General features: G+C 52.2%; 29 protein-coding genes. 5 read left to right on the forward strand and 24 right to left on the reverse strand.

What is annotated here, in order from left to right; genetic code table 11:
- Positions 1-41: 41 nt before the first annotated feature.
- From ACTHPM_RS13435 to arfA, 6 genes are all read right to left on the reverse strand, one after another.
- Entirely contained in the window at positions 42-305 is a 264-nt protein-coding gene (locus ACTHPM_RS13435; protein ID WP_440395856.1) for a DUF6171 family protein, read from the reverse strand.
- A gap of 9 nt (positions 306-314) precedes the next feature.
- Complete coding sequence (locus ACTHPM_RS13440) at positions 315-1,796, reverse strand: alpha-N-arabinofuranosidase (protein WP_440396246.1); 1,482 nt, start codon at positions 1,794-1,796, stop codon at positions 315-317.
- A gap of 65 nt (positions 1,797-1,861) precedes the next feature.
- Entirely contained in the window at positions 1,862-2,695 is an 834-nt protein-coding gene (locus tag ACTHPM_RS13445; protein WP_440395855.1) for a carbohydrate ABC transporter permease, read from the reverse strand.
- 2 nt (positions 2,696-2,697) lie between these two features.
- Positions 2,698-3,591, reverse strand: a complete 894-nt coding sequence (locus tag ACTHPM_RS13450) for a carbohydrate ABC transporter permease (RefSeq protein WP_440395854.1) — start codon at positions 3,589-3,591, stop codon at positions 2,698-2,700.
- A 71-nt stretch (positions 3,592-3,662) separates the two neighbouring features.
- Positions 3,663-4,994 (reverse strand): ABC transporter substrate-binding protein, encoded by a 1,332-nt coding sequence (locus ACTHPM_RS13455; protein ID WP_440395853.1) that lies wholly within the window; start codon positions 4,992-4,994, stop codon positions 3,663-3,665.
- Between the two features lie 35 nt (positions 4,995-5,029).
- Positions 5,030-6,547 carry an arabinosylfuranosidase ArfA gene (gene arfA / locus ACTHPM_RS13460; protein ID WP_440395851.1) on the reverse strand — a complete coding sequence of 506 codons (1,518 nt, stop codon included), beginning with the start codon at positions 6,545-6,547 and terminating at the stop codon, positions 5,030-5,032.
- A gap of 365 nt (positions 6,548-6,912) precedes the next feature.
- On the opposite strand from arfA, the gene ACTHPM_RS13465 reads away from it, so the two are divergent.
- Complete coding sequence (locus ACTHPM_RS13465; RefSeq protein ID WP_440395850.1) at positions 6,913-7,830, forward strand: ArsR/SmtB family transcription factor; 918 nt, start codon at positions 6,913-6,915, stop codon at positions 7,828-7,830.
- Between the two features lie 50 nt (positions 7,831-7,880).
- On the opposite strand, the gene ACTHPM_RS13470 is transcribed toward ACTHPM_RS13465, so the two are convergent.
- The 5 genes from ACTHPM_RS13470 to araA all read right to left on the reverse strand — a co-directional run bounded on the left by ACTHPM_RS13470 (position 7,881) and on the right by araA (position 14,299).
- Positions 7,881-9,008: a sn-glycerol-1-phosphate dehydrogenase gene (locus ACTHPM_RS13470; protein ID WP_440395849.1), complete on the reverse strand. Its 1,128-nt coding sequence runs from the start codon at positions 9,006-9,008 to the stop codon at positions 7,881-7,883.
- A 40-nt stretch (positions 9,009-9,048) separates the two neighbouring features.
- The gene (locus ACTHPM_RS13475) at positions 9,049-10,719 is read right to left on the reverse strand and encodes a ribulokinase (RefSeq protein ID WP_440395848.1); all 1,671 of its coding nucleotides are present in this window, start codon (positions 10,717-10,719) and stop codon (positions 9,049-9,051) included.
- Positions 10,720-10,803: 84 nt separating this feature from the next.
- Positions 10,804-11,502, reverse strand: a complete 699-nt coding sequence (gene araD, locus ACTHPM_RS13480; protein WP_440395847.1) for an L-ribulose-5-phosphate 4-epimerase — start codon at positions 11,500-11,502, stop codon at positions 10,804-10,806.
- Between the two features lie 79 nt (positions 11,503-11,581).
- Positions 11,582-12,676: a GntR family transcriptional regulator gene (locus ACTHPM_RS13485; RefSeq protein ID WP_440395846.1), complete on the reverse strand. Its 1,095-nt coding sequence runs from the start codon at positions 12,674-12,676 to the stop codon at positions 11,582-11,584.
- 135 nt (positions 12,677-12,811) lie between these two features.
- A complete protein-coding gene (araA, locus tag ACTHPM_RS13490) occupies positions 12,812-14,299 on the reverse strand; it encodes an L-arabinose isomerase (protein WP_440395845.1) in 1,488 nt (495 codons plus the stop codon).
- Positions 14,300-14,514: 215 nt separating this feature from the next.
- On the opposite strand from araA, the gene ACTHPM_RS13495 reads away from it, so the two are divergent.
- Positions 14,515-15,243, forward strand: coding sequence for a YwaF family protein (locus tag ACTHPM_RS13495; RefSeq protein ID WP_440395844.1), 729 nt, complete (start codon positions 14,515-14,517; stop codon positions 15,241-15,243).
- Between the two features lie 103 nt (positions 15,244-15,346).
- Positions 15,347-16,270, forward strand: a complete 924-nt coding sequence (gene cysK / locus ACTHPM_RS13500; protein WP_440395843.1) for a cysteine synthase A — start codon at positions 15,347-15,349, stop codon at positions 16,268-16,270.
- A 51-nt stretch (positions 16,271-16,321) separates the two neighbouring features.
- Here cysK and ACTHPM_RS13505 read toward each other — a convergent pair whose 3' ends face one another.
- Entirely contained in the window at positions 16,322-17,137 is an 816-nt protein-coding gene (locus ACTHPM_RS13505; RefSeq protein ID WP_440395842.1) for a DUF817 domain-containing protein, read from the reverse strand.
- Positions 17,138-17,358: 221 nt separating this feature from the next.
- On the opposite strand from ACTHPM_RS13505, the gene ACTHPM_RS13510 reads away from it, so the two are divergent.
- Positions 17,359-18,123 carry an SDR family oxidoreductase gene (locus tag ACTHPM_RS13510; RefSeq protein WP_440395841.1) on the forward strand — a complete coding sequence of 255 codons (765 nt, stop codon included), beginning with the start codon at positions 17,359-17,361 and terminating at the stop codon, positions 18,121-18,123.
- A gap of 265 nt (positions 18,124-18,388) precedes the next feature.
- On the opposite strand, the gene ACTHPM_RS13515 is transcribed toward ACTHPM_RS13510, so the two are convergent.
- Together ACTHPM_RS13515 and ACTHPM_RS13520 are read right to left on the reverse strand one after the other, a co-directional pair.
- On the reverse strand, positions 18,389-18,913 hold the full coding sequence (locus ACTHPM_RS13515) for a hypothetical protein (protein WP_440395840.1): 525 nt from the start codon (positions 18,911-18,913) through the stop codon (positions 18,389-18,391).
- 210 nt (positions 18,914-19,123) lie between these two features.
- Positions 19,124-19,831 carry a YjjG family noncanonical pyrimidine nucleotidase gene (locus ACTHPM_RS13520; RefSeq protein ID WP_440395839.1) on the reverse strand — a complete coding sequence of 236 codons (708 nt, stop codon included), beginning with the start codon at positions 19,829-19,831 and terminating at the stop codon, positions 19,124-19,126.
- Positions 19,832-20,361: 530 nt separating this feature from the next.
- Here ACTHPM_RS13520 and ACTHPM_RS13525 point away from each other — a divergent pair.
- On the forward strand, positions 20,362-21,168 hold the full coding sequence (locus ACTHPM_RS13525) for an SDR family NAD(P)-dependent oxidoreductase (RefSeq protein ID WP_440395838.1): 807 nt from the start codon (positions 20,362-20,364) through the stop codon (positions 21,166-21,168).
- An 84-nt stretch (positions 21,169-21,252) separates the two neighbouring features.
- Here ACTHPM_RS13525 and ACTHPM_RS13530 read toward each other — a convergent pair whose 3' ends face one another.
- The 10 genes from ACTHPM_RS13530 to ACTHPM_RS13575 form a co-directional block, all read right to left on the reverse strand.
- Positions 21,253-21,678, reverse strand: coding sequence for a MarR family winged helix-turn-helix transcriptional regulator (locus tag ACTHPM_RS13530; protein WP_440395837.1), 426 nt, complete (start codon positions 21,676-21,678; stop codon positions 21,253-21,255).
- Positions 21,671-21,964: a transporter suffix domain-containing protein gene (locus ACTHPM_RS13535; protein WP_440395836.1), complete on the reverse strand. Its 294-nt coding sequence runs from the start codon at positions 21,962-21,964 to the stop codon at positions 21,671-21,673. Before ACTHPM_RS13535 ends, ACTHPM_RS13530 begins: the two co-directional genes overlap by 8 nt.
- Before the next feature lie 160 nt (positions 21,965-22,124).
- The gene (locus ACTHPM_RS13540; protein ID WP_440395835.1) at positions 22,125-22,319 is read right to left on the reverse strand and encodes a DUF4177 domain-containing protein; all 195 of its coding nucleotides are present in this window, start codon (positions 22,317-22,319) and stop codon (positions 22,125-22,127) included.
- Between the two features lie 27 nt (positions 22,320-22,346).
- Positions 22,347-23,243, reverse strand: a complete 897-nt coding sequence (locus tag ACTHPM_RS13545; protein ID WP_440395834.1) for a sugar phosphate isomerase/epimerase — start codon at positions 23,241-23,243, stop codon at positions 22,347-22,349.
- Positions 23,244-23,257: 14 nt separating this feature from the next.
- Complete coding sequence (locus ACTHPM_RS13550; protein WP_440395833.1) at positions 23,258-23,422, reverse strand: hypothetical protein; 165 nt, start codon at positions 23,420-23,422, stop codon at positions 23,258-23,260.
- 72 nt (positions 23,423-23,494) lie between these two features.
- Positions 23,495-23,887, reverse strand: a complete 393-nt coding sequence (locus tag ACTHPM_RS13555; RefSeq protein WP_440395832.1) for a VOC family protein — start codon at positions 23,885-23,887, stop codon at positions 23,495-23,497.
- Between the two features lie 98 nt (positions 23,888-23,985).
- A complete protein-coding gene (locus ACTHPM_RS13560; RefSeq protein WP_440421569.1) occupies positions 23,986-24,153 on the reverse strand; it encodes a hypothetical protein in 168 nt (55 codons plus the stop codon).
- Between the two features lie 18 nt (positions 24,154-24,171).
- On the reverse strand, positions 24,172-24,711 hold the full coding sequence (locus ACTHPM_RS13565) for a hypothetical protein (RefSeq protein ID WP_440395830.1): 540 nt from the start codon (positions 24,709-24,711) through the stop codon (positions 24,172-24,174).
- A gap of 131 nt (positions 24,712-24,842) precedes the next feature.
- Positions 24,843-25,328, reverse strand: a complete 486-nt coding sequence (locus ACTHPM_RS13570; RefSeq protein ID WP_440395829.1) for a hypothetical protein — start codon at positions 25,326-25,328, stop codon at positions 24,843-24,845.
- A 116-nt stretch (positions 25,329-25,444) separates the two neighbouring features.
- Positions 25,445-26,200, reverse strand: a complete 756-nt coding sequence (locus ACTHPM_RS13575) for an enhanced serine sensitivity protein SseB C-terminal domain-containing protein (protein WP_440395828.1) — start codon at positions 26,198-26,200, stop codon at positions 25,445-25,447.
- Between the last annotated feature and the right edge of the window lie 33 nt (positions 26,201-26,233).

Raw genomic sequence — 26,233 nt, forward strand, 5'->3', positions numbered from 1 at the left:
TTATCATACATATTCATCTCCGCTATTGCAGTCCGTAGCCGCTACTCCCACCTGGATAGCAGGGGGTATGGACAAACGGAATCCTGCAGCCGCGCTTTGACGGCAACCAGACAGCCGCAATAACGGCAGGTTGTGCCGTATTGCAGCCCCGGACAACGGGCGCATTGCTGCATTCGCTGCGCATATATTTCATCGGCTGCCGTCTCCCTGCAGCGGGTGGCGATCTCCACGAGCCGCTGCAGTTTGTCCGGCGTCACGCGTACGCTCTCCGTGCAGCCCTTGCATAGGTTGTGGCGCTGCTGCATACCGCGCACCTAGAGAATCGCGAGCACGACGACAGAGGCTGGCGGCAGCTCGATATGCAGCTCCCCTGCTTCCAGGCGTGCTCCCGTGAACGGCATTGGCGCGACTACCTCAGGCTTGTCGAATGTGTTGTGGGCATTCAGCGAAGCATGCGACAGCACGGTGCCCGTAACCTGATTGCCTTGAGCCCCCTCCATCCGGCAGCAGACGGAAGCCGTCTCCGCATGATGCAAATTGCAGACAGACAGATGTATCACGCCGCTGGCATCGATGGATGCCGATACGCTCAGCTGAGGAATACTCTCGTTTCCATGCTTATACACCGGGCTCTCAATGCTGACGTCCAGCATTTTGGCGTCCTGATGTACTTTGTACATATCGAACACATGGTATGTCGGGGTCAGCAGCATTCGGTCTCCTTCCGTCAGCACCATCGCTTGCAGAACGTTGACCACCTGCGCGATATTGGCCATTTTGACCCGTTTGCTGTACTTATGGAACAAATTCAGATTAATGCCTGCGATCAGGGCGTCGCGGAGCGTATTTTGCTGATACAGGAATCCCGGATTGGTGCCCGGCTCGACATCATACCAGCCGCCCCATTCATCGACGATCAGCCCGACCCGGCCTTCGGGGTCGTACTTATCCATGATGGCCGAATGCTTGATAATCAGCTCTTCCATATGCAGCGTGTTTTTCAGGGTCCCGAACCACTCATCTATTCCAAATTCGGTTGCCGAGCCTTTGCTGCCTGACCAGTCGCCCGTCGGAAGCGTATAGTAGTGAAGGCTTAAGCCATCCATCAACCCTGCCGCTTCACGCATCAACACCTCGGTCCAATGATAGTCGGCGGTGTTAGGCCCGCAGGCGATTTTGTATACGCGGTTTCCGCCGTAATTGCGGACATAAGTAGCATAGTGACGATACAGATCCGCATAATATTCCGGTCTCATGTTACCGCCGCAGCCCCAGTTCTCGTTCCCTACGCCGAAAAAGGGCAGCTTCCAGGGCTCTTCGCGCCCATTCGACTTGCGCAGGCCGGCCATGGGGGATTCACCGTCAAAGGTCATATATTCGACCCACTGCTGCATTTCCCTTACCGTGCCGCTGCCGACATTCCCGCTGATATACGGCTCTGTCCCCAGCAGTTCGCATAAGCGCAGGAACTCATGCGTGCCGAAATGATTGTTTTCCTCCACGCCGCCCCAATTGTTGTTGATCATCCGGGCCCGCTGCGATTCGGGACCAATGCCGTCCATCCAGTGGTACTCGTCCGCAAAGCAGCCGCCCGGCCAGCGCAGCACCGGAATGTTAATGTTTCGGAGCGCCTCCAGCACATCCGTGCGGTAGCCTTCCGTATTCGGGATGGGAGAATCTTTCCCTACCCAAATGCCCTCATAAATGCATCTTCCAAGATGCTCGGCAAATTGTCCGTATATGTAACGGCTGATGGTTCCCTGGGGCTGCTTCGCGTTCATGTGCATGTTAATCATCATTCACGTCCTCGCTTTCCATTTCCACGTTGTAGTTATTCAGTAGCGTCATACTGACCCTTCATTTACCCCTTCACCGCGCCTGCCGTCATCCCGTCGATAAAATACTTCTGGAAAGCCATAAACAGGATAAAGATCGGAATAATCGAGAAGAACGAACCGACAATCAGGAGATCATAGTTGTTGCCGTAAGGCGTCAGCAGTGTCTTCAGACCGATCGGCAGCGTGTATTTGCGGTCGTCGCTCAGCACCATGAATGGCCACAGGAAGTTGTTCCAGCTGTTCATTCCATTCAGAATCGCCATAGCCGCAAACGACGGCTTCATGATCGGCAGAATCAAACGAAGATATATACCGTATTCGGAGGCGCCATCCACCCGGCCCGCCGAAATGATTTCCTTGGGAATACCGCTGAGATACTGCCGGAAAAAGAAAATCGTGGCCGCGCTCGCCACCCCCGGCAAAATAATCGCGGAATAGGTATTCATGAGTCCGATGTTAAAAATCAGCGTATACAGCGGCAGCAGCAAAATCTCAAATGGAACCATCATGATGAGAAGCACGCAAATGAACAGAATGTTTTTCCCTTTGAACTCATAGGCGGAAAAGCCGTAAGCAACCGTCGCGCTGACGATCAATGTCAAAGCCACCTGCACGACCGTCAAAAACAAGGAATTAAAAAACCATTGGAAATACGCATGATCACCGGTAAATAAATAAGCAAAATTATCGAAGCTCATCACCGACAGATCAAACCGCAGGTTCAGGCCATAACGGATCAGATCCTCTCCCGGCTTGAAGGACGCAATCGTGACCGCGTAAAAAGGAATCAGGATCAGGAGGCACACCACCGCAAAAAATAAGAAGAGGACGATTTTGGCTGCCGCATCTTTTTTCATGATTAATCCTCCTTCTTGAACATTCCGGAGAATGCCAGCTGAGTCAGGTTAATGATCATCGTGATCGCAAGCAGCACAATGCCGACCGCGGCCGCATATCCCAGGTTGTTCTTCTCGATGCCTTGGCGGTAGAGGTAACCCACGATGGTCAGACCGATATTTTTGGGGGAGTTGTTGCCGTTCCAAAGCATCATGCTCTCGATGAACATGGCCAGACCCGCATAGATGCTGATGGTCAGCACATATATTGACGTCGGCTTGAGCAAGGGCATCGTGATCCGCGTGAATTTCTGCCAACGGGAGGCTCCGTCGATCGAAGCGGCTTCGTAATAATCGTCCGGAATATTTTTAAGGCCCGACAGGAAATACAGCATGTTCACGCCGGTCCATCTCCATGTAGCCAGCGCGACCAAAGCGATGTAGCCCGTAACCTGGCCCTTCAAAAATTTCATCGGTTCGATCCCGAAGAGACCCAGTATGCTGTTGATCAACGATCCCTCCATTTCACCGAACATCAGCCGGAAAATCGTACCTGCGACCACGACGGAAGTCAGTGCCGGGAAGAAGAACGAGGATTTAAAAAACTCCTTCGCCCACATGAACTTGCTGTTGATCAGGACAGCAAAGAGCATGGGAAACGGGATCAGAATGACGAGCGTCAGCACCATATATACCGCACTGTTCGCGACCGCTTTAAAAAAGGTTTTGTCACCCATCAGCTTGGTATAGTTATCGAAGCCGATCCACTGCGCATCCTGCCCAAGCGTTACCTTTTGAAAGCTCATGCTGAGCGAACTGCCCAGCGGATATACCCAAAATATAAGAAATACCAGTATGAATGGCAGTACGAACACATAAGGAGCGACCTTTTGCGAATACAGAAACCTTTTGATCATAGCCTCCTACCCCTTTGGAAAGAGAGCCGCCCCTACGCCGGGCAGCTCTCAAGTTTTGGCGCCGTGACGGCTTATTTCAATTCCTGCTCGATTTGTGCCTGGGCATCGTCCAGCGCCTTTTTGATATCCTTGCCGTCCTCGAAAATCTCGTTCAGGGTCACCGTGCAGAGCACATTGTTAATGGTCGGGCTTGCCGGCGTGGATTTGATAAGCTGAATTTCGTCTTTTATTTCGTTCAGCACGTCAAAAGGATTGTTCACGAAATACTTCACGAACTTGTTATCCGGATTATGCGTCACGTCCTTCATGTTCCACACGTCCATGTTGATCGGATCGAATCCGAGCGTGTTCCAGATTTCAATGTTTGCATCCAGCGAGAGCTTCGCATAAGCGATGAATTCCTTGGCAAGCTGTATGTCCTTGGCCGTTTTGGTTACGACCGTCGCCGTTCCGCCCCCGCCATAAGAACGAGGCATGCCCTTCTCGATGACCGGAATTGGTGCAATGGCAATTTTGCCGGAAAGGTCCGCCATATAGTTGGTGTAACGGGACATCTCCCACAGCGGCATGAATGCCGTCGCATAATTTCCGGAGTTGAATTCTCCGTACGCCTCCTCGGTGTCCGGCTGTCCGCCCGCGATGGTTGCAATTACGTTGTTGTCCTTCAGGTCCTTCAGAATGGTCAATCCCTTGATCATTTGCTCGGAGTTTACCTTCGGATTGCCAGCCTCGTCGGTAAAATCGGCTCCCTGCTGGGCAAGCATCATGGATTCCTGCCATGTCGCGCTGGTGTCAGCCGTTCCCATGTATTTGCCGGTTTTCTCGTACACCTGCATGCCCGCCTTCTTGAAATCATCCCAGGTGACGATCGTCTTGTAATCCACGCCCGCTTCCTTCAAGATTTCCGTATTGTAAAAGGCTACGGAAGCGCCGACATGCGTGGACAAGCCGTATACGGTTCCATCCTTGCTGTACAGATCGAGCTGCGATTGAACAACCGTGTCTTTGTACTGCTTCACCACATCATCCAAAGGCTCAAGCTGCGGGGTTCCCTTCATGAAGTCCGGGTACTTGCCCAGCTCGATGTCCGCGATATCCGGAGCGCCGACGCCGGTCTGGACGGCGATCGACAGCTTGTTATGCATATCGTCGTAAGGCATCACCGTTACGTTCAGCTTGATTTGGCGATCCGGGTTCGCCGCGTTCCACTTTTCAAGCATTTTCTCGAAATGCTGTCCATGCAGTTCCACAAAGGTCCAATAGGATAATTCCGTTGCGCTTTCTCCCGCCCCGGCATCCAGCACCGAGGTTTCCCCCTGGGATGAAGACGACTTGCTGCCGCATCCCCATAAAAGCGTCGTCATCGTGAGCACCAGCAGCGTGACCAACCATTTTTTCTTCATTCTTGACCCTCCCGCATCGTTATTTTAGAAACGGCTTATTTACTTTTTTTCAAACGTATAACATTCCATGAAGCCTTGGATAAGCGGGCCTGGATGTAACCGTCCCGGCATACCGCCCCTCCTCTGGAATGAGGTTTGACTTGTTCTTCGGCTGCGGTGTTCACCGCTTTCAAATTGTCATGCTCAAGCACGATGTGTTCTACCAGCTCGTAGCCGGCAAAGCTGCGGACATCGCATTCCAGGTCAAGCGCCTCGGTCAGATGGCGGTTCAGCGCGAAGATGGTCAATTCATCTTCCGCTTCATTAAAGACAATGGCGCTGTCCAGATAAGGCACATCCGTGAAGTCCTGTGCGTCATATTTCGGCGAATCGATAATTGGTTGCAGTGATGTACCGCGTCCATGCAGAGAAGCATGAAGGTATGGATAAAAGATCGTTTGCTTCCAGGCGCGGCCTCCGGCTTCCGTCATAATCGGGGCGATCACGTTAACAAGCTGGGCCATGCATGCCATCTTGACGCGGTCGGCATGGCGGATCAGCGTAATCAGCATGCCGCCGACGAGCAGGGCATCCTCGAAATTGTACACATCCTCCAGCTGCGGCGGTCCGACGCTCCAAGGCTCGATTTTCGTATCCGCATCGTTGGAGTGGTACCACACATTCCATTCATCGAAGCTGAGATACATCGTTTTCTTGCTGCGCTTCTTCGCTTTGATGTAATCGCAGGTAGCGGTCACGGTCCGGATGAAATGTTCCATGTCCATCGTCCGGGCCAGATAATTCGCGCTGTCCCCGTCCCGGTTGCCGTAATATTGGTGAAGCGATATGTAATCGGCAACGTCATAGGTGTGGTCGAGCGTGGTCGCTTCCCATTCGGGAAAGGTCGGCATTCCGGTACTTGAGCTTCCGCAGGAGACAAGCTCGATATCCGGGTCCACGAGGCGCATCGCCTTGGCGGTTTCGTAAGCCAATCTTCCGTATTCAACCGGTGTCTTCTGTCCGATCTGCCAAGGTCCGTCCATCTCGTTGCCGAGGCACCAGGTCTTCACGCGGTGAGGCTGCTCATATCCGTGACTGCGGCGCAAATCACTGTAATAGCTTCCTGAAGGATGGTTGCAGTACTCCAACAGATTCCTGGCTGCATCCACGCCCCGGGTTCCGAGGTTGACAGCCATCATCACATCCGAGCCGACTTCCTCTGCCCAGCGCATGAATTCGTTCGTTCCGACTTCGTTCGGCTCCGTGGTCCGCCAAGCCAGCTCCAAACGCTTGGGACGCTCGTTCACAGGCCCAACGCCATCTTCCCAGTTATATCCCGAGACGAAATTCCCTCCAGGATAACGGATAATCGGCACTCCCAATTCCCGGATCAACTGCTTCACGTCTTCACGAAATCCGAGGCCGTCTGCTCCCGGATGTCCAGGCTCATAAATCCCTCCGTAAACTGCCCGCCCCAAATGCTCAATGAATGAGCCGTAAATGCGGTTATCGATATCTGCAATCTTAAAGGCTTTGTCAGCAATCACCCTTGCCTTCTGTGCTGCGGTTGACATTCATCCATCACCTTTCGCATTGTTTTATGTTTCTATAAATGTTTTTAAGTATTTACGTATGAATCCGCTTACAGTTATAAAATAACATATAGCAAACCACTTGTAAACGCATAAACCTAAATCTTTTTATATTTTATTAAAACTAAAGTTTGGTAGGATCATCATACTGCTTAAAACACTGAAATACATGCATTTAACAAGCTTATATAATCACAAATAAAAAGACGGATATCCCTTCAGAGGAGCTGTTTTTAAACATTATTTTTAATTAAAGTCGCTGGACTATCTTTCACGCTGCTATTGGTTTATAATTATCTAAAATAAAACATTCATTTCAATTTCCTACCGGAAGAGGGATACCTTATATGATTTACATCAAAGATTTAATGAGCGGAATCGATATTTTTAAAGCCCTAAGCTCAGAAATCCGGATTCAAATTCTGGAGCTGCTTGCCAAGAATCAGGCCCTCAATCTTAACGAACTGGCCGGCAGACTGGGCCTGAGCAACGGAGCCATTACGATGCATGTCAAGAAGCTTGAAGAAAGCGGACTTATTGAGATCAATACCAGTGTCGGCAAACACGGCATTCAGAAGATTTGTTACCTGAATAAAGACAAGCTGATGGTAGACCTGCGCAGCAAAGATGTGAACAATTTGTACGAAGTGGAAATTCAGGTGGGTCACTATAGTAATTATCAGGCCCTCCCTACCTGCGGGCTTGCAACGAAGGACAGCATCGTCGGCGACTTTGACGACCCGCGTTATTTTGCTGATCCGCAGCGGATTGGCGCGGAGATCATTTGGCTCACAGAGGGTTTTCTGGAATACCGGATCCCCAACTACCTGAAGCCGAACCAGACCTTCCGGGAGATTCAGTTCTCGATGGAGCTTGGCTCCGAAGCCCCCGGCTATTGCGACAACTATCCGTCTGACATTTACTTTTACGTGAACGGCATCGAGATCGGCTTCTGGACCAGTCCCGGAGACTTTGGGGATGCACGCGGCGCCTTTAACCCGGACTGGTGGCCGCCGCATTTGAACCAATACGGCATGCTTAAGCTGATCCGGATCAATCACGAAGGCAGCTTTATTGATGGCTGCCGGATTTCCGACGTTACCCTGGACCAGATCGATCTGGACTACAAGAGCGAACTGACCTTCCGGATCGCCGTCACGGAGAAGTCCGAGAATAAACGGGGCTTGACCATTTTCGGCAAAAATTTCGGCAATTACGGCCAGGATCTGCTCGCGCGCGTGCTGTATGACGTGAGTGAAAACTGAGTTCATAGGGACCTGAAGCATTCGTTTCATGCTTCAGGTCCTTTTCTGCTTCAGGCTTCGTTCAGCGCCCGCAGCAGCGTATGCCGGTCGCGCACAAGATGGGCTTCCCGCAAGCTTCGCTCGAACAGCTCGTCATTGATCCCGAGCTCTTCCCTGCTCACAGGTCCTCCGGCCCGCTCCAGCAGCAAGCGGATCTCCTCCTCAGCAGGCACTTCCTTAAGCCATTCGCGCACTGTGTCCCCATGCAAGGACAAGGCCTCAGGCTGCTTCCCCGGAAAGATCCCGCGGTAAGCGGCATCATGGTATATGCGTGATATTTCGGCGCAAGCGGCTCCCACCTTGGCTCCATGCAGAAGCGCGCGGCTGCCCCTGCGCAGGAACTCCATTTCCCAATAATGCGAAAGATGATGCTCCGCTGCGGAAGCCGGGTGGGACTGCCCGAAAATCAGCATGGCAATCCCGGATTCAATCAGGGCATTCATGAGAATCCGTATGCCTTCCTCTGTCCGCTGCCCGATCGCATCCGCATGCTCCACGCAGGAACGCAGGGCCTTCCCGGTTATGGCTGCCGCCTCCTCATGGTATGGCTCGCCTGCTGTCAAATGCGAGAACTTCCAATCGAAAAGCGAGGTGTATTTGCCCAGCATATCTCCAAATCCGGCAGCAACCAGCCGCTGCGGAGCTTGCGTCAAAATGTCCAGGTCAGCAAAGATGGCCGCCGGCGCACATGCGGGGAATGTCTTCTTCACGCCGCGAATGATTAGCGGAGCGCCTTTCGAGGTAAACCCGTCCACCGATGGAGCCGTCGGCACAGAAATGAACGGCTTACCCGTTTTATGGCAGACAAAGCGGACGATATCATGAATGGTGCCTGAACCGACCGCTATCACCGCTTCCGTCCGTCCGGGATCGACCTCAAGCAGCAGCTGCAGGATCGCCTGCTCATCCGCGACCACATCCCCTGCATGCCCCGGCTCGATGATGCACAGACTAGACTGCACGTTCATCGGCCGAAGCAGCTCCTCCAGCTGCCTGCCGGAAGCCTCATACGTATGTTCATCGGCTGCCAGAATGACGTGGCGATATCCTTGCTTCTCGAGATAGGAAGCTGCTTGCCCCAGTGCTCCTCTTTCAAGCACGATCCGGTCCAGACCGTGCTCCTTCCAGATCTTGTTCATGCTGATCCCTCCCATGATTATCCTTAAGCGGCCCTCCAGCCTATTCCGCAGACTTTTTAATGCTTTTCAGCCGTTTCATGACATCATTGGCCCCACGCCCGAAGTAATCGTGAAGGAGATGATACTCCTGATAAAGACGATCATAGACTTCCACATGTTCGGGAATGGGCTTGAATGTTTCTTCTTTCACCCTGGCCATCTTCTCTGCCGCTGCAATGACCGTGTCGTATCCTCCCGCCTTTTCCCCCGCTGCCACGGCTGCAAAAATAGCTGCGCCGAGTGCGGGCGTCTGCTTGGAGTCCGCCACGAAAATTTCGCGGTTGGTCACGTCCGCATAAATCTGCATGAGCAGCTTATTTTTCTGCGGCAATCCCCCGCATGCATACAGGACATCCACGCCCACGCCGCTGGAAGTGAAGGCATCAATGATCTTGCGTGTGCCGAAGGCCGTTGCCTCCAGGAGTGCCCGGTATATTTCCTGCGGTTTGGTCAGGAGCGTCATGCCGACCAGCAGACCGGTCAAATCTGTATCCACAAGCACCGAGCGGTTCCCGTTCCACCAATCGAGGGCCAGCAGCCCGGTTTTTCCCGGCTTATACAGCGCAGCTTCCTTCTCCAGCCATGCGTGAATGCCCAGGCCTTCGTTCACAGCGGTCTCTTTCACATAGGCCGGAAGCGCTTCCTCAACATACCATTCGAAAATATCCCCCACCGCGGATTGCCCTGCCTCATATCCGAACAGTCCAGGGATGATGCCGTCCTCGACGACGCCGCACATGCCCTCAACCTGCTTCTCTTCCGTTCCGAGCAGCATATGACAAATCGATGTTCCCATGGCCATGACGAGCTTCCCTGGTGTGACTACGCCTACGGCCGGCACGGCAGCATGCGCATCGACGTTCCCCGCAGCTACGGCAATGCCCGGTTTCAGCCCCATCACCGCTGCCATCGTCTCCGTCAGGCCTCCCGCATTCGTTCCAAGCGGAATCACTTCCCCGCGCAGCTTGGTTTCGGTTAAATCCTCAAGCCGTGGATCGAGCGCTTTGAAATACGCCTTGTCCGGATAGCCGTCCTGCTTGTGCCAGATTGCTTTGTAGCCGGCGGTACAGCTGTTGCGTACGATTCTGCCGGTCATTTGCGAAACCACCCAATCGGCCGCTTCCAGGAACAGATCCGTCTGCTCATAGATTTCCGGCGCTTCATCAAGGATCTGCCACACCTTGGCAATCATCCATTCCGAAGAAATCTTGCCCCCGTAACGCGGGAGGAAAGCTTCCCCTCGCTCCGCCGCGATCTTGTTGATCAGATCCGCCTCCGGCTGCGCCGCATGATGCTTCCACAGCTTCACCCAGCTGTGGGGATCGTCCTGAAGCTCCGGCTTCAGGCAAAGTGGCTGCCCGTCAGCATCCACCGGCAGCATGGTGCAGGCGGTAAAATCGATGCCGATGCCGATGATGTCCTCCGGGTCGACGCCTGACTCGCGGATGACTGCCGGCACGGAGCGCCGCAGCACTTCCAGATAATCCGCCGGATGCTGCAGGGCCCAATCATGGGCCAGCCTCCGGCCGGAACCAGGCAGCCGTTCATCAATGACATGATGCGGGTAGGGCGTAACATGATCCGCCACTTCCCTGCCGTTCGATAATTCCACCAGAACAGCGCGCCCGGACTGCGTTCCGTAATCCACGCCAATCGTGTACTTCTTGCTCATAAGAATCCCTCCACATCGATAAGTGCGAGTTATGACGATTGCTGACTAAGAGGTTGGACTGAAATAACCGGAAAAAGTTTCTGGTTAAAGCTTCTGGCCGTAATAAGCGCCGGCCCCATGCTTGCGCAGGAAGTGCCGGTCCAGCAAAGAAGAGTCCATCGGCTGACTGTCCGGGTTCAGCTGCAGCATGCGTGCCGTGATCTTCGCCACTTCCTCAAGAACGACCGCGTTATGAACCGCATTGCCCGCATCGCTTCCCCATACGAAAGGGGCATGGGCATGAACCAGCACACCCGGAACCTGCATCGGATCCAGTCCCAGCTCGCGAAAGCGTTCGACGATGACATGGCCGGTCTCCAGTTCGTAAGCACCCTCGATCTCCACTTTCGTCATGGGACGCGTCACGGGAATCTCACCGTAAAAGTAATCGGCATGCGTCGTGCCGGACGCCGGGAGCGCCCGCCCGGCTTGAGCCCAGCTTGTTCCCCACGGCGAATGGGTATGTACAACTCCGCCGATATCGGGAAATGACCGGTATAACACCATATGCGTGGGCGTATCGGAAGATGGCCGCAAGTCTCCTTCGACCACGTTTCCTTCCAAATCGACGACCACCATGTCTTCCGCCTTCAAATCCTCATAGGGAACTCCGCTCGGCTTGATGACGAACAGTCCTGCCTCCCGGTCAATACCGCTTACGTTCCCCCAAGTAAAAGTGACAAGTCCGTGTTTGGGCAAAGCCAAGTTAGCCTCAAGCACCTGCTGTTTCAACGCTTCCAGCATACAGACACATCCTTCTCTGATTTATTTGTACGTACAAGTTGTTGCATGAAAAGCCTGCCCAGCGGCAGACCCTCAGCCTTTACCCATCTGCTCTTGCGGTAACGGAGTCCCTTTCGATGAGTTCAGGCTCATACACCACATCCTCCGCTCCCTCGCCGCGCTCAATCATGGCAATCAGCCGGCTGGCTGCCGCCTGCCCCATCACCGTCTTGGGATGTGTCAGCGTTGTCAGCTTCGTCCCGGAAGCTGCGGCAAGGCTCGAATCGTCGAATCCGATGACGGACACATCTTCCGGAACCTTCAGACCGCTTGCGGACACAGCCTCCAACAGAATGACGGCAAGCTCATCGTTATAGCATACAAAGGCTGTTGGGCGGCCCTCCCCTTCTGCCAGCATCTGCAGTGCCATCTGGTATGGCAGGTCGTTTTTCTGTTCGGTCGTGTAGGTGACCACTCTTTTCGGAGAGGCGCTGATTCCGGCTGCCTTATGCGCGCCCAGAAATCCCTTCAGCCGGTTCACACCCTGCAGGTCGTCCCGTTTGAAAAAGCCGGCGATCTGGGTATGGCCCCGCTCCAGCAAGTAATTCGCTGCCTTATAACCTCCGGCTTCATCATCCACCTTGAGACAGGCACACTCCAGTTCCCTGTATTTTTCGTTGATCATCAGGTAGGGGATGCCCTTCTCCTGAAGCTCCAGGAAATAGGCCAAATTCGGGTTGCCCTCTGCACTCTTCGTCGGCTCGATAATAAGCCCGCTGAGCGGCTGGCTCGTCATCAGCTGAAGGCTCTCCATTTCCTTCTCCTTGTTGTTGTCCGTGCTGGACAACAGAAGCCTGTAACCCTGGCTGCGCAGCTCCGCTTCGGCTCCCCGCACGATATGCGGAAATATATAATCCGATATATACGTCGTTATGATACCGATCGTCTTGACCTGCTCGCTTTCGCGGCGTTCCGGGCTCCGGGCGAAGGTTCCCTTACCCTGAATCCGTTCCAGCCAGCCCTCCTTCTCCAGTTCGCCGAAGGTTTGGCGAACCGTCTGCCGGCTCATGCCGAACTGCTCGGCGATCTCGTTCTCCGAAGGTACCTGCTGGCCGCGCTGCAGCTTCCCCGATTCAAACCAGGACAGCAGTTCATGCTTCAATTGCATATATTTAGGAATTCGTCTGTTATTCATCATTCACCTCAGCTGAACGCTCAAAATTAAGAACTCTTCAGACCTGCGCGTTACGCTGGTAATGAAGCGATTCTTCATATGCATGTATTGTATCATAGGCTGGGCGAATGCAGACAAGCGTATATGACTAATCGACTATCGTAAACGGTACGCTGCATCGCTCCATAAAAGCTCGTTTTTGAAGCGCTGAACCGAGGTGTTTTTGTCAATAACGACTGCTTCGATGCCGGCCATTTCCGCAAAATCGGTCAGATGATCCACCGTAATCGCGTACGACAGCACGGTATGGTGCGCCCCTCCCGCCAGCATCCACGCTTCAGCCGATTCGCGCAGCGAAGGCTGCGGCTTCCACAAGACCCGGGCAACCGGCAGCTTCGGCATCGGCTTCTCCACCTTCACGCCGTCAACCACATTCACCAGCAGGCGGAAACGATGTCCCAGATCCACAAGGGATGCATTGACTGCCGGGCCATCCTGGCCATCGAATACGATGCGGGCCGGGTCCTCTTTGCCGCCGATGCCGAGCGGATGTACTTCTATGCTAGGGCGGGTGGCGGCAATAGTCGGGCATACTTCAAGCATGTGCGCGCCAAGGATCATATGGTTTCCGGGCTCGAAATGGTACGTGTAATCCTCCATGAAGGACGTACTCTTATTGTCTGCGAGCACTTTCAGCACGCGGGTCAGCGCCGCCGTCTTCCAGTCGCCTTCGCCGCCAAAGCCATAGCCTGCCTCCATCAGGCGCTGAACCGCCAGGCCGGGAAGCTGCTTGAGGCCGTGCAAATCCTCGAAGGTGGTCGTGAATGCACCGAATCCGCCGTCTTCCAGGAATCTCTTCAGCGCAATTTCAAGCCGCGCCTGGTAGGCGATCGAATCCCGTACCGGTCCATCCCCAAGTCCGGCCTTCGTTATCGTATATTGCTCCGCATAATCGTTCACCAGCGCCTTCACTTCCCGGTCGCTGACTTCGTTCACGATCTGCACCAGATCTCCAATGCCATATCCGTTAACCGACCAGCCGAATTGAATCTGCGCCTGCACCTTATCACCGTCGGTAACCGCTACTTCGCGCATGTTATCCCCAAAACGCGCCACCTTCAGGCGGCGGCTCTCGGCATATGCTGCAGCCGTCCGCAGCCATCCGGCAATGCTGCCGCGCACTTCGCGGTCTTCCCAGTGTCCGACCACGATTTTACGGGCGATTCCGAGACGTGCCCCAATATGTCCGTATTCCCTGTCGCCGTGCGCGGACTGGTTCAGGTTCATAAAGTCCATGTCCATCGTATCCCATGGGATATCGCGGTTAAACTGGGTATGTAGATGAAGGAGCGGCTTTTGAAGCTGCGAGAGCCCTGCAATCCACATTTTGGCCGGAGAGAAGGTGTGCATCCAGGTGATGATGCCTGCGCATTCCTCATCGCTGTTCGCCTTCACGATCAGGCTGTATATCTCATCCGCCGTTGTTACGATCGGCTTGAATACCACCGGATACGCGAGGTCCGGATCAAGGTCCATCTGCTCCGCGATGATTCGCGAGTGTTCGGCGACCTGCTCCAGCGTCTCGGGGCCGTATAAATGCTGACTGCCTGTTACAAACCAAAATGAGTGCGGTTTCAAATTCATCTGTAAGCGCCTCCTAAATCATATATATGCTCGATACACTTGTACATACATATACTGTAACATATAAAATATAACTTAATTGTACGTACAACTTGTATAGTTACATACTATTCCCGACGATCCAAAAAGGCAAGCGGAAATTTATCTTCTCCCATCTTCGTTTGTGGGATAATATGGTATTGTATCTTTACTAATTCCCCTCAGGAGAAATGTCCATGACCGATTCGTTTATCCTGTTCTCATCTTCGCACCTGCTGGCGCTCCTGCTGCTCGTGACTGCTTCTTTGCTGCTCTATTCATTCAGGCATAAGATTCTAAGTAACACCCGCGCCAAGCACCTGCTGCGCTGCTCTCTGGCCGCCCTCCTGGCTGGGTCGGAAGCCGTGCTCGATATATGGAATATTACGGAAGGGAACTGGAGCCTGCAATATACGCTCCCTCTTGAGCTCTGCAGTCTGACGCTGCTGCTCTCGATCGTCATGCTCCTGACCAGGAGCCGCCTGCTGTTCGGAATTCTGTTCTTCGCCGGAATCGGCGGTGCCATGCAGGCCATGCTCACGCCCAATCTCGCCTATGCTTTTCCGCATATCCGTTTCTACCAATTCTTTGCTGCCCACATCCTGATCATCCTTGCCTCTTTGTATATGACCTGGGTCGAAAATTACCGGCCGACGTGGAGGTCGATCGGGCACACGATGATTTTCCTGAACGCTGCTGCTCTCTGTGTGGGATTCCTGGACTATGTTCTTGGCGCCAACTACATGTTCCTGATGCATAAGCCTTCAACCGCGTCCATCCTGGATTTCCTTGGCCCGTACCCTCTCTATCTGCTGGCTGAAGAAGGCATCGCCCTGCTGATTTTTACGGTGATGCAGCTATTATTTTTTGTCCTTCCGGAAAAAATATCACGGAAGCGTTCCTCGCGCAGCTCCTCCGCACTGTGAAGCTATCGATCCTGTTAATTGTGTAATGAACCAATAAGAACTATAATAACGGAGAAGTCTATCGGTTTAGTGCGAATACCATCATAAAGGAGCGCTGTCCATCATGACACAACCAAAAGTGGTACAAAATATTACCGAGCTTATCGGCCATACGCCTGCGGTCCGGCTGCATCGCCTGACAAGCGATTCCGATGCGGAGGTATACGTAAAGCTCGAATTTTATAATCCCAGTAAAAGCGTAAAGGACCGCGCGGCCTTCAACCTGATTGCCCAGGCGGAAAAAGACGGGCGGCTGAAGCCCGGTTCGACGATCATAGAGCCGACGAGCGGCAATACCGGGATCGGCCTGGCCATGAATGCCGCAGCCAAAGGCTACCGCGCCATCATGGTCATGCCGGACAATATGACCAAGGAACGGATTAATATACTCAAGGCCTATGGCGCCGAGGTGGTGCTCACCCCCGCCGCCGAACGCATGCCCGGAGCCATCCGCAAGGCGGAAGAGCTCGGCAGGGAGATTCCGGACAGCTTCATTCCGCAGCAGTTCGAAAACACGGCCAATCCGGACATTCACCGCCATACGACGGCACTGGAAATTATCGATCAGATGGATGGACGGCTTGATGCCTTCGTCGCTACCGCAGGCACAGGCGGCACCATTACCGGTACTGGCGAAGTATTGAAGGAGCGAATTTCCGGCATCGGCATTTACGTCGCCGAGCCCAAGGGATCGCCGGTGCTCTCGGGGGGACAACCGGGGCCGCACAAGCTGGTTGGTACAAGCCCGGGCTTTGTCCCGCCGATCCTCAACACCGATGTGTACGACGAAATTTTTCAGGTGAGCGATGAAGATGCGATTGAAACGACGCGCAGATTGACGCGGGAGGAAGGCATTCTGGTCGGCCCGTCTTCGGGGGCTGCCGTTTGGACAGCCCTTCAGGTGGCCCGGCGGCTTGGTCCGGGCAAGCGGGTGCTGTGCATCGCTCCGGACACCGGAGAACGCTATCTGAGCATGGGGATATTCTGAACGGAACGTGCGAAGCAGAATTTGAAAAGGGAGCCGGGCAGGCTCCCTTTTTTATTGGGTCGGCGGCTGAACGGCTCCGTTGTTCGGGCTGCTGAGGTCCACTGCCTGTTCGCCTGCCTTCACCTTTTTCAGCTGCGCCACGATGATGATGCTGATTACCACGAGCAGGAACCAGGAGCTGATCTTGCTGATATGCACGATTCTCCAGGCACGCTCCTGGTCCGGATACTGCCATGCGCCGAAGAAGGTCGATATGTTCTCCGCCACCCAGATGAAAAAGCCGATTAAAATAAAAGAAAATACGAGCGGCATACGGTAGGTTTTACCTGCTACGTCAAAGTATACGAACGTTCTGAAAAAAATGATGGCCAAAAGCAGCGTCAGCCACCAGCGCAAATCCCACACATAATGGTGAGTGAAAAAGTTGAGGTAAATCAGGATGCTGATTCCCACTGTCCAATAGGCACGCGGCCAGTGGGTGATCCGCAGATTCATCTGCCGCCACGCCTGGCAAATATAGCTGGCTACGCTCGCGTACATGAAGCCGCTGTACAAGGGCACGCCGCCGATTTTGCTCCAGCCGGCTTCCGGGTACGACCACGAGCCCATATGTACTTTATATAACTCCAGCAGCAGTCCGATGATGTGAAACATGCAGATAACCTTAAACTCATCCCAGGTCTCCAATTTGAATACGAGCATGAGCGCCTGCGCCAGGATGCATACCATCAGGATGAAATCATACCTGGGCAGACCGGGAATATGGATCAGCTTCGAAGCGGCCAGCGTCAGGAAGATCACGGCCGGAAAGATGCAAGAGCGCGCTTCCAGCAAGCCGAATATGACAAATCTGCGGATCGAGTTCATAGGTTCCCCCGTCTATTCGTTCATTTTCAATGCTAAAATTGTACCTTCATTATCGCATATGCGCTTTTAAATTTCCTCCTCGCATATGCGAATTTACATTCCCCCCTACCCTAGCGCCTCGGTAACCGCCGGAATTAGAGAGCAACATTTCGATATTCCCCCTATGGTATAACTGTCTCAAACAGATGCGCAGGCTGTTAAAACCAAAGGGAGTTGAAGATATGGGCAAGTTAAATGGCAGAACAGCACTCGTAACTGGCGGAAGCCGCGGAATAGGACGTTCCATCTCGCTGCGCCTTGCAGAAGAAGGGGCTCTCGTCGCAGTACATTATGGGCGTAATCGTGCCGCGGGCGAGGCGGTCGTGAAGGAAATTGAACAGCGCGGCGGAGCGGCGTTCGCCATAGGTGCGGAGCTTGGTTTGACAAGTCAGATCGAGCGGCTGTTCGGTACATTAGATACGCAGCTGCATGAACGGACAGGAAATGGCCAATTGGATATTTTGGTCAATAATGCGGGGTTGGGCCTCCCCGTTACCATCGAGGAGACGACAGAGCAGGCCTTTGATGAAATCATGGCCGTCAACGTCAAGGCCCCCTTTTTTATAATCCAGCAAGCGCTGTCCCGTCTCCGGAATGACGGGCGGATCATTAACCTGTCATCCGCTGTCACCAGAATATCGCTCCCTGCTCTTCCTGCTTACAGCATGACGAAGGGCGCGATCAACGTCCTGACGCTGGCTTTGGCCAATCAGCTGGGACCGCGTGGCATAACGATCAATGCGATACTTCCGGGATTTGTTGAAACAGACATGAATGCCGGTACCCTGCAAAGCCCGGAAGGAAGACAGTACGGTGCCGAATTCTCGATTTTTGGACGATGGGGACAGCCGGGCGATATTGCGGATATCGCCGCTTTTCTCGCCTCGCCCGACAGCCGCTGGATTACAGGACAGCTGATCGATGCAAGCGGCGGATCGCATCTGTAAAATAAGGCGAGCGCTACCGCTTCTTCAGAACATTTCCGTTTTATCCGAACGAAATAATGCTGGTATTCATTTATTTCATTGGATGTACCTCCGCTGCTTTCTCTTTAGTAAAGCACTATTTGCGATGTTGAGCCAATATTTGGAGCATTCATTAGTAAACCATCCGATCCCCACCATATACGGTTGGGTATTTCCCAGGAAAGCCGCTCCAAACTAGAAAATCCAGTACTTATAAAGTACTGGATTTAACATTTCACATGATAGGTTAAGGGATATACTGCTGCACGATTTGCACCACTTTGCCGTCTCGAATGGTCAGGTGGTAAGGAAAGCCTTTCATGTCCATCAGCTTATCGTTGTTCATGATCGCCAGGTATTTGTCCAGCGATACGGGCTCGTTCCAGTTGATCTGCATGCTTTCGTAGGTACCGTCATGGTCATAAATCTGCATCAGCACTTTTGCATCCGGAGCAACGTCGTAGGTTTGCAGCGCATTGTCATCGTTGACGATGTAGTAGCCGTCCGGAGCTCCGCCAAGTTCTTCAGCGGCTTCCTTGTCGAATTCCATGAACTTCTGGTCGGCAGCGGCGCCCTCGTACCACTCGATAGGGTCGGCCTGAATGACCAGATGTCCGTCTTCGCTTTGCAGCGACGATATATAAGCTGTTACTGTGTCCTCACTCGGAGGAACCGGGGCATATTCCTTATCCGTTCCGACTGCACTGGCCGATGTCGTAAAGCTCAGCAGGGCGACGATCAAGAGGGTAGCAAACAGCGTCAATTTTTTCATTGAAAATATCTCCTTTATGGACAATGTATTTCATTTCCATATCATCCATTACCCTGCCGAGTTATTTTCAAACGGGACGATTCATAAAAATATCCCTGAAAACTCCCTCCGGGCGGGTGATCTTATAGCTCAACTATAAATCATCCCGCGGTCCAAATCGTCACAATAAGGTTACATAAGCGTCAAATTGTTGTCATGATCGATACGCTTTCATCCCTGGGAGCGGCTTCGCTCGAGGATCGCCTTCAGCTCGGCGAGATCATGAATCTCATACGTAGGTATGATGCCCGTGTCGTTCGTAACCCGGTCCGGGTTAAACCAGCAGGTATCGATGCCCGCGTTGATTCCTCCCTGGATGTCCGAGGTCAGGGAGTCGCCGACCATCAGCATCTTCTCCTTCTCGGTGCTTCCGATTGCGGCAAACGCATGCTCGAAAATACCCGGCTGCGGCTTTTGGAAGCCCGTGTCCTCGGATACGATGACCGCTTCAAAAAAATCCTTCAGCTCTGAACGGTTGATCCGCCCGAACTGCACCTGCTTGATGCCGTTGGTAATGATCGCCATGCGATAGCCGTTATCCTTCAGATACAGGCAAAGATCAAGCGCGCCTGCCAGAATAAAGGCCTGCTCCGAAAGCGATTGAATGTACCGGTCGCTGATCACCCCGGCATCTTCGTTCAACCCTTGTTCAAGGCAAAACCGCCGGAATCTTTCCACTTTCAGCTCGGTCGAATTGATCAGCCCCTGCTCAAGTTCCTTCCACAGTCCGCGGTTGATGCGGTTGTAGGAGTCCGTTATCGCGAGGTCCTCCGGATCCAGCTGCATGCTTGCCAGCACCGTGGACAACGCGCGTGACTCGGACATTCTAAAATCAAACAACGTTTCGTCTGCATCCAATAAAACCCACTCGTAAGACAATCTACAGGCCTTCCTTCTATGTAAATTTCCAGGCTGTCATGTGCCTGATGCTCTGATAAAACCCAAACGGGGCCAATCAAGGAACTCATGCTATTAGTGTAAGGGAAACACGGGGTTTTATCCACCTTACGTGCGATCGTTCCTTTCATCCGGAGGTTCGATATGCTTCTCAAGTTCTTCCTCGATCTCTTCATCACTCATGTAAAAGCCAACTCCCTCCCAAAAACAAGAATATGGCCACCAAAAAATAGCCCATGATTTCCCTCCTTCCTTCGTTCACTGAGGTCCATTTACAATATTACACGCGCGCGAAGCTCACTTGATTATCCCTTGATCCTAGACGGAAATAAAGCATATTAATCCATCATTAAGAAAAGTATAACGGGTATCAACAACACGCATTTTTACGGCTTTTTGTCTTTCAGAAGGACATTTGATTTTCCGAATTCGTTAATGATATAATACTTCACGGTTTTAGTTATTAGATATCTAATTTTAAAAATTTAAACTATATGAAGGGCGGAACGAAAATGGGACGCGTACAAGGTAAAGTAGCTATCGTAACGGGAGGAGCATCCGGCATTGGACTCGCATCGGCGCAGCTGATGGCCAAAGAAGGCGCAAAAGTCGTCATTGCCGACTTTAACGTGGAAGGTGCGGAAAAAGCCGCTCAGGAACTCGTCAGCCAAGGCTTTGAAGCCAAAGCCATGTTCCTCGATGCATCGAAGGAAGAATCCATTAAAGAAGTGGTGGACACAACGGTGGAAGCCTACGGCACCGTAAATGTGATGTTTAATAATGTCGGCGTGACCAATTTGAAAAAGGATCTCGATATCGTCAACATGGATATGGATGAGTGGGATCGCCAGATGAACGTGAATTTAAAAAGCGTCGTGTTCGGCTGCAGATACGCCATTCCGCATATGATCAAAGCCGGCGGCGGATCGATCATCAACACGGCCTCCATGTCCGCATTCGCCAGCGACTCCGTGCGTACTGCATACGGCGCCTCCAAGGCTGCTGTGGTGCAACTGACGAAATACGTGGCAACGCAATACGGCAAGCAGGGCATCCGTAGCAATGCCGTAGCTCCGGGCCTCATTCTGACTCCGGCTGCGAAGAACAACCTGCCGGAAGCGATGCTGCACATGTTCGAGAAGCATAACGCCGTATCCTATCATGGCGAGCCGGAGGATATCGGATATACCGTGCTGTTCCTGGCGTCGGATGAGTCGAAGTTCATCACTGGACAAACCATCGAGGTGGAAGGCGGCCATTATTTGGCAAATCCGACCGTTCCTGAAATGCGGGAATTAACCGCGAAACAACAACAATAGTTTTAAAATGAAAAACTAAGGGACAGCCACGCTGTCCCTCTTTCCATTTTCATGCAAACGATACGAAAGAGCTTCGGAAAACGGCTACTCAAGTAATTCTCGCAGCTTTTGAAGTGCTGATAACATATTTTTCATTTCTGCTGACGATACATTCGCATAATATTTTTCGGAAATGAGTTGATTGAATGCTTCCATTTCTTTTTGATAAAGCAGCCCCTTTTCGCCTAATCCAACAGAAAATGTTCGCTTGTCTTCTGCATGTTGTTTTCTAATAACATAGCCTTCCTTTTCAAGCTTGGCTAATTGCTGGCTGACGGCGCTTTTGGAAATATCCATTTTCTCAGCTAAATCTGTAGGCGTAGAAAACGGATGCCGAATAATTAATGTTAATAACACGTATTGTTGATTATTTAATTTAAAATTCGTATAGGCTCTTTCCTTTTTTTCAAGCTGAATCCATATGTCTTCAATGGTTTGGTTAATTTGCTCTGCTATATTCATACTACTCATTCTTTGGCCTGTCCCCTTTTTTCCGCCAGTTTTTAGGATTTAAATAGCTTTTAAATTTGGCAGCTACTTCTTTTCCGACAAGTAAAGCACCGATCCAAAACGTGATTTCCGCAAATATCAGGCTTCCTGTAATGAGACCAGTCTTCAGCTTTACGGAAAGGGGGGTAAACGGCGTAATAACCGGGATCAGCCAGACCAAAAGCGAAAGGACTAAAAGCACCATGCCAACTTTATAAAAAATTCGCCTTTTGGGTTTCACTTGAATCGATGTCATCTCTTTTTCCAATTTAAAACCGCCCCTACTATTTTAGTTTAGTTAACTAAACTATATATGAAGACAGCCTTAAAGGCAAATGTTGAAATTTGATGCCTGTCCGAGTTCTAGATAAAAAAATAGCAGATGCGCATTCATCACGAATGGCCCTGCTATTCCCTATCCTTCGTCCCTACACCTTCCGCTTGAAAATCGCAATGACGTCCCGGGATTGACCCTGGCTGTAATTGGTATCGAAGCAGGAAACCAGCTCCCAGCCGTCAAAGCCGTAGCTGTTCAGCAGGTTCTCAAATGCCTCTTCGTCAACCTTTCCCCCGAATAAACCGCCGGTGCTGTACTTCACGGTTTTGTATGCCCATTGATCCATGTTGCTTCCTCTAACCCCCTTACTTATTCATAGGTCATCGCCCGCGAGCAGTCCTGCCACCCAGCCGTAGCAGCGGTCCAGGTCTTCTTGGCTAATCAGCTCCGAACGATGCTCGAACTGGATTTTCACGTTCGGGTTCTCCTCCCGGATGATGGTGAGATATTCCCTGATTGGTGCCCAGCCGTCAGCATGCAGCTGCTCAGGCAGCACCGGATAGCGAAGCTTGACGAAGCCGTCGCCATACTGCAGATTCCACAGGTGGATGACTTCCGCGTACTTGGCGTATTTTCGCATGAGCGGTACGGACAGGAATGAAGGATCTCTTCGTTCCTGCAAATACAACCTGCCGGTATCCAGGCATAAGCGGATCTTAGGGTACTTCTGCAGCAGCTCCTCCAGAGCATCCGAATCATACACATACCTGTTCAGCGCGTCGAATTCGAGCACGGGTGTAAAGCCAACCCGCTCGGCCTGACCGCTCAGCCACCGGAAAAGCTCTTCTGTGCGGTCTTTAAAGGTATCAAAAGAATACTTGCTCTCGTAAACATACTCCTGTGGGCCACTGAAATGCCAAGTACTCCAGTCTACGCGGTCATCCAGAATGACCGGCTTCGGATAATGAAAAAGGATATACGCCGGATCCAGCCCCAGAGCATGCATCTCATTCAGATCCGTCTGAACGAACCTGTAGGCTTGCTCCCGTTCCCCGGGATCGTCGGAGAGAAAGAGCGCATCCCGGATGGTACGCCCGTTGTCCCGAAGAGGATAGTGGACACCGATCCGGAAGGAATGCTCCCGAGCGATTTTCTGCAATAAAAGCACATCTTCGTCGGCCTGAAGCAGGCAGGCTTCGATACCGTAAAATCCTTCGCGGAAATCCCTTTCAAATTTGCCGGTATCAAAGGAACCGTATTGGCCGATCAAAAAGCGATTTCCCCTCATTTTTTGTCCCACACCACGATGAACAAGGTTGCCAAAGGGCCGATCAGAAGCGAAATCAGAAACCAGTTCAGCCCGTTCCGATTTTTGCCCTGCGCAAGCCCGGCATTGATTAAAGCCAGCGTCCCCCATCCGACGACATAGCCGCCTGATCCGTTATCCATAGGTTCACGCCCTCCTTATAAAAGGTGATGCCGCCATCTCACTTCTCTGGAGCATGACAGCGGCATTCCCTGCTAATCCTTCTTGCCTGACCCAAAGCCGATGGAGTAGTTGTCCGGGTCTGCAATCGTAAATTCCTTCCACGCTCCCCAGTCCGCTTCGGTCAAAACCGGCTCTTGAATGAAGCGGGCTCCGTTCGCCTTCAATTCTTCATACAGCTGGTCCAAATCGCCATGCGTCTCCACGTATGCATATGTATCCCAGGCCAAGGGCTGGTCCTTGCCTTGCTTATTCGGCTCCACATCTCTAAGCTCGGCCGCCTGGATCAGCTTGAAACCAAGCGCGAACTCGTCGCGGACGGCCCAGAAGTCGTTCACCTCGCAGCCAAGCACCTTTTCATAGAATGCCTTGGATGCAGCCAGATCGGATACCAGACGAACCTGAACGGAAAACTCAACTTTGCTCATTCAATCATCCCCCAATAAAATAGTCAAAAACCGGGCAAGCAAGCAAATTCGCTTGTTTTTAACAAAATTATACACATTGCGACAAGGAGAATCTATCACTATCTGCGAGTCTTTTCGGCCAGATAAATATCCAGCGCCTTGATCGCGCGCGTGGCGAAGCGAATGAATAGAATCATGCAGGCGATGCCCAGCCCAAAGATAACCAATAGGATGATCATTGGAATCACACCCACCAATGAACCTCCCGCTGCCGCCGTTTCGCTCATAATCATTCCTCCTCTTCGTTAATTCAAGCTTGAGTACGCTTCCGTTACTTTCAGCGGAATATTCTCTGTATGCATTTCTCCCTGATTGTCTCTCCAACTCATCTCCATGTACGCGTTATCGAAATCCTGTACGGTTTCTGCAAGCTCCCAGGTGGAAGGCTCGCCTTCAATCGCACCCAACTGCTGGATACTGTCAAGAATGCCGACCGGACCGTTAACGGAAGTAGAGGTGTGGCTGTGTACGGAACACGACTCACCACTACTCTGGCGCTCGTATAGTGAGTAGCCGAAATACGTGGACTCATCAATCTCGCTTGGATTTCCCCGGTAACTTAGACTGCCTTTGCCGCGATAAATGGATGACGAAGTCCTGATAACTTTATAGTCACTCAACTGCCAATATTGTCCCTTCCCGCTAAGCGTGAATGCTTCCCAAGCCTTGCTGCGTTCGGGGGCCTGAACAGGGCCGTCACCCTTGCGAAGCAGCATTCCGAGCATGAGGCCACCCATTATCAGCAATACGGCAAGCGCTGCAGCGAGCCGTTTGTTCAATGTCATTCGCTCTCCTCCTTCAGCCCTTTTTACGAAAACGCAAAAAAAACCCGGCGATGTACGTGGCCAGGTTTGTCTCAGCGTGGGTGTTGCGGTCTGCGGCGGCAATCATCCACTATTTTACACGAAATCTAAATTCAGGAGTAGATTATACTATAAAATTGTCCCGAAAGACCGATCATCGCCGTTTTTCGGGCAGGGTCGCCCAGATCTTGCGCCAAAAAAGCCTCAAATGGCCTTTTCGTTAAGTCCATCTTCACGACAACATCATACAGCAGATTCATTCTTTGGACGTACGCACCGTAAATTTCCATAATTTCGTCCGGAAAAAGCTGCTGCAAGCACGCATCCTTTTCCTCAAAAAAACGGCGTGTCCTTTCCTTCGCTTCGGCGTCCACATCTTTTCTGGAAAGGATGGAATCCAGCCGGTCCCGCTGCACCAGCACGCGCAACGGCGCTCCCTCATCTTCCGTTTCCAGCACATGAATGATATGTTCGGCGGTGCTGTGTTCATCGATTTGGCTGCAGACCCGGACGTGTCCCTCATAGCTGCCTTCGAAATAGGGCGAAACGATCGCCTTTCCGCAATACGGGCATTCAGGGTGCGAATGGTCTTCACTCATGCTTATGTACCTCTCTTCGTTGGTTCGTCTGAGTATCATTGTATCATGTACATGGATCCAAGAAAAAACCCGAACTCCGATGAGTCGGAACCCGGGCTGCGGTGATTTCAAACGGATCAGAATGTTTCCTTCAAATAAAACGGTTTGCTTTGCCCTTCAAAATAGCTTTCGAGCCCCGATGTTCCGTTCAGCTCGATGAATTCCACCGGTGGGAACTGTACTTGTACGGACTCGGCCACTTTGCCGCACTCCTCGATAATCTTATCCCCTTTGCCGATGTAGCTGATCGCGATTAACGTGCGCGGCGCTCTGTCGGTACGCGGGTTGAACACCTGGGCATTGTAGGCGCAGATCACGTTTTTGAGGCGATCGCTAAACAGGGTGTTCAGTCCTTCGAGCAGCTCAGTCGGAGGCTCGGAAGGCGGACCGATCATGGTCTGCGTGTTTTTCTCCACGACGTAGGCTTCCTGGGCATTGAAAACGGATCCATCCAGAATCGACTCGATCTCCCGGGCGCTGAACTCTTTGCCGAAAGGAGAGCCCGGATTCAGCAGTACGTCGGCCCCTTTGGTCAGATTGAAGAAATGCAAAGCGTTGATGGCCAGGTATTGAACCGGCTCCTTGATAAAGTCCTGCATGCGGGTAAGCGATGAAAAAATGGGAAGATACCTTTTCCCGTCCATTTCCACGCTCAGCAGCTGCACGGACTGTCCCGCGGTCAGCTCGGTCTTTTCTTGCACGGGGCTTGGCCCGCCTTGAATCGTATAAATTTCGGAGTTACGGAGTTCGTTATAAAAGTCAGGTCTGGCCGAGGGCTCCGTGATCGCTTTGACAAGCTTCTCTTCCAGCGTATTGGCAGGCTCAAAAGACATGGTTGATGCTCCCTTCAGAATGTATCGTATAAA

Source organism: Paenibacillus sp. SAFN-054 (genome assembly GCF_051966755.1).
Classification (GTDB): domain Bacteria; phylum Bacillota; class Bacilli; order Paenibacillales; family Paenibacillaceae; genus Paenibacillus_AQ.